Annotated in this window: 3 protein-coding genes; 1 reads left to right on the top strand and 2 read right to left on the bottom strand. The window is 44.0% G+C overall.

Annotated features, from left to right (window positions below; translation table 11 throughout):
- Together F6K52_RS33485 and F6K52_RS33480 are read right to left on the bottom strand one after the other, a co-directional pair.
- On the bottom strand, positions 1-941 hold a 941-nt coding region (locus tag F6K52_RS33485; protein ID WP_293089006.1), incomplete at its 3' end, for an MBL fold metallo-hydrolase.
- 740 nt (positions 942-1,681) lie between these two features.
- Entirely contained in the window at positions 1,682-2,191 is a 510-nt protein-coding gene (locus F6K52_RS33480) for an inorganic diphosphatase (RefSeq protein WP_293089004.1), read from the bottom strand.
- Between the two features lie 295 nt (positions 2,192-2,486).
- Here F6K52_RS33480 and alr point away from each other — a divergent pair, with 295 nt between their 5' ends.
- Positions 2,487-3,713 carry an alanine racemase gene (gene alr, locus F6K52_RS33475; protein WP_293089002.1) on the top strand — a complete coding sequence of 409 codons (1,227 nt, stop codon included), beginning with the start codon at positions 2,487-2,489 and terminating at the stop codon, positions 3,711-3,713.
- The last annotated feature ends 213 nt before the right edge of the window (positions 3,714-3,926 follow it).

The following is a 3,926-nucleotide window of genomic DNA, read 5'->3' as shown; positions in this document are numbered from 1 at the left end:
ACCTCAGACAAAAACAAATTCCTCATCCGATCTACCCTTGAACAAACAGGCAAAACCATCCCCTCCCGAGCCAGTAAGTGATTAGGAGAGAAAGACTGGAGTTGCTGTTGTAGTCTGTCGAGATAATCATCATTATAGTCAGGATGATAACGAGACATAACTATGCGCTTAACACCTGCCACCTTTGCCGTTAGTATCCCAGTTTGCCAACGGTCATCTTGCCAAATCAAAGGTGAATAATTAAGCAGATCATCTTCTTTGAGGGGAAAGGGAGTATTCAAAATTAGCAAATCTGCCTGACGGCATAGGTATCGTAAATTTTCATCAATACCACCCCAACCATGGGAGTGACTAGTGGCGTATACAACAGAATATCCTTGCCAGTTAACCCGATAACCCATTGCTTGATGTGAGTCATTAAGAAGGACAGCCTCCACAGTTACATCATCTAGAGTTACTGTATGACCTGACTTCAACCCGTGAAATTTCAGATCGGACTGCATGACCTGAAGGGGAACTGGAAAATTTGGAGCAATCATTTGCTGAGCTAGACACTGTTCGATGGACGCCCCATCAGGTGCTGCTGCTCCATAGATATGAAAACAGTTACCAGGAATAAACGCAGGAGTAAAAAAGGGAAACCCTTGAATGCTGTCCCAATGGCTATGGGAAAAAAAAATGTGAGCTTCTATGGGCATTTCCTTAAGCCAATGATTTCCCAGCACCCGCAAACCACTGCCACCGTCAAAGATTAAGCGTTTTCTACCAACACGCATTTCTACACAAGATGTATTGCCACCATAGCGAATGGTATCTGTCCCAGGAGCAGAAATTTGACCCCTAACGCCCCAAAATCGGACGCTCATATCCCCTCCAGTACCATTGTTTAGGCTGGGTTTAACCTTATATTGGCCTAGTTTGGGTGCTACTAGATTTTGCATGTTGAATCTATGAATTAAGTGAACCTAAGTTAGGAATTATTCCCATTGGTAGATTCCCACTAGAGGATACTCGGGTAGTATTAAGTAACCATCTGTGGTTAACCACTAATTTCTGTTAAAGTGGGTCGATTGCATACATCAAATTGCATACATCAATAGTCATTAGATGGGGGAAAGTAAGCACAACAGCCCCAGTAATTTAGTCATATCTCTAATCTGGAACCGTTCAGCCCCCCGAAAGAAGTTAAGATACAGTTACGCTTTCTCTTAACTGTATCTTAAGTGTTGGTTAATTCTAACGGATTTAGGAACAAACAGTTTGTGACTTATGTCACACATGCATCAAATTAATTCAATCAATCAGAATGGGAACTGGGTATTGCATCGCTTATCCCTTGATCGGTCAGCTTTAATCTATCGCAAGTCAGCCCATTTGCTGATAGCTTAACTTTGACAGCTCAAGCAAAAACTCAGTGTATGGCCTTGCTAAGTATAACTGCTTACCCCATTCCATCCTGACCTGATTATCTCCTCACCTAACAGGGTAATATATTTGAGTTTCCGTTGGTATCACTCCCTGACCCTACTCTAGTAAGGTTGGGGGATTTGTTATTATACTTGCCCTTAAAACACAGAATGGCTAATCGCCTTGCTAGCTTTCTAGCATCAACCATTAGCCTAAGAAAAGAAACTCTAGTGGGACTCATCTCAGCGATGAGTCCCTACTTGATCAGTCCCTACTACTTATAGTTTTTGATCGACTCTTCCACCAAAGGCATTACGTGATCAAGATCTTTCCATCCTAAAATTTCAGTGACTTTCTTTTCCAGATTTTTGTATGTCTTGAAAAATTCAGCAATCTCATCCAACCGATGGGGTGCTATATCTTCGAGAGTTTTTACCTCAGCGTAGCGAGGATCCTTGTCAGGAACACACAGAATTTTTTCATCCCGATCACCTCCATCGATCATTTCTAGCATCCCAATTGGTCTAGCGGTAATCACACAACCAGGGAAGGTAGGTTGATCCATTATCACCATACCATCAAGAGGATCACCATCATCTGCTAGAGTGTTAGGCACAAAGCCGTAGTCATAGGGGTACTGTACCGATGCATAAAGTACCCGGTCAAGGGCAAAGGCTTCTAGATCCTTGTCAAACTCATACTTATTTTTACTACCTGCGGGAATTTCAATTAAAACGTTGATCAGACCTGGTTTAGGTTGAGCAGGAATCTTTGATAAATCCATGAACTATATGTTTCAAAAAAACAGCAGATGTGGGTTATCTCATCTTTAGTGCTTAAGACATCTTAATAGCTGCTTTAATACTTACCAAAATAAATCCCATAGTTCAGGATTTTTTAGGTAGGTAGAATAGCCAACCGATCAGATTATCCTGAGCAGGGTGCCGTTCAATGCCAACTATATTGAACTACTAGCCCCGTGGAACATTGTGACATCTCACCGCAACTTTTCAAACCGCCATTCGACTTATAGTGTGTAATGTGTGTGTAATGTGTGAGTGATTGAGGAGTGAAGTCCGATGGGAGAGCTTCAGCAGAGGATTGGTATAACACCATTACAGTCGGAATCTGTCACACAAATCCTAGGGGATGATACTGACTGCCTAACTGACCCGTTTTATCCTGGATTACGCCAACGAGCCTGGGCCGAAATTGATCAAGTTGCTCTTCATCAGAATTTACGGCAAATACAGCAGCTTTTGCGCCATCCTACCCAACTAATGGCAGTGGTGAAAGCCGATGCCTATGGCCATGGTGCTCTAACCGTTGCCCGCACAGCAATAGAAGCTGGTGCTGGGGGGTTATGTGTTGCTACTGTCTCAGAGGGCATTCAACTCAGGCAAGGGGGAATTAAGGCCACTATACTCTTGTTGGGAGCGACTAATACCCCAGAACAAGTCAAAGCGATCGCTCACTGGCAATTGGAACCAACTCTTTGTAATCCTCAACAAGCTTTAGTGTTTTCGGAAACCTTGAGTGGTCTAAACCAAACCCTGCCAGTGCATCTGAAACTAGATACAGGAATGTCTCGCTTGGGAATGCCTTGGCAAGATGCTATCGAGTTTGTACGCTTAGTCCAACAATTACCTAACTTGGAAATAGCTAGTGTCTATTCCCATCTAGCCACTGCTGATAGTCCTGACCCCACAGTGATGAGACAGCAGCATGAAAAGTTTAAAAACGCGATCGCACAATTGCAGGCTGGTGGCATAACTCCACCCCGATTGCACTTAGCCAATTCCGCTGCTACCTTAACCGATTCAGCATTGCACTACGATTGGGTACGTGTCGGATTAGCCCTCTATGGTCTCTATCCAGCAGAGCATCTTCAAAATGTTATTCACCTCAAGCCAGTGATGCAGGTAAAAGCGCGGATCACCCAAATTAAAACTATTCCCCCTGACACTGGTATCAGTTATGGCTATCAATTTATTTCAAATCGACAGATGCGTATAGCAGTAGTCGGTATTGGCTATGCTGACGGTGTTCCCCGAAATCTTTCCAATCGCATGAATGTCATCATCCGAGGGCAGCAAGTTCCTCAGATTGGCGCAATTACTATGGATCAGCTCATGCTCGATGTTAGTGATATTCCTAATATACAAGTTGGGCAAATTGTTACCTTAATTGGACAGGATGGGGAAGAGCAAATCTCAGCAGATGAGTGGGCTATGGCTTTAGGCACCATTTCCTGGGAAATTATTTGTGGTTTTAAGCACCGACTACCCCGTGTAGTAGTAGGGTAAGCCGTCAGCGGTCAGCGGTCAGCGGTTAGCGGTCAGCCGTTGGCCACGCTAAGGGAACAGCGGTCAGCTTATTTTATTCAAAAGCACCTCAAATACCCTCTGATGAAAGCCGGTATGAATCCAGTGGAGAAGGCAGAAGCGAATCATCAGGTGCCTAAAAATCAGGTGGGGTACGTTTTTGCTGGTGATGACCTCAACGCTGTGCGCTGGGTA

This window comes from Moorena sp. SIO3H5 (assembly GCF_010692395.1).
Taxonomy (GTDB): domain Bacteria; phylum Cyanobacteriota; class Cyanobacteriia; order Cyanobacteriales; family Coleofasciculaceae; genus Moorena.
Note: the sequence above shows the minus strand (reverse complement) of the source record. Positions and strands in the feature narration are given on the sequence as shown.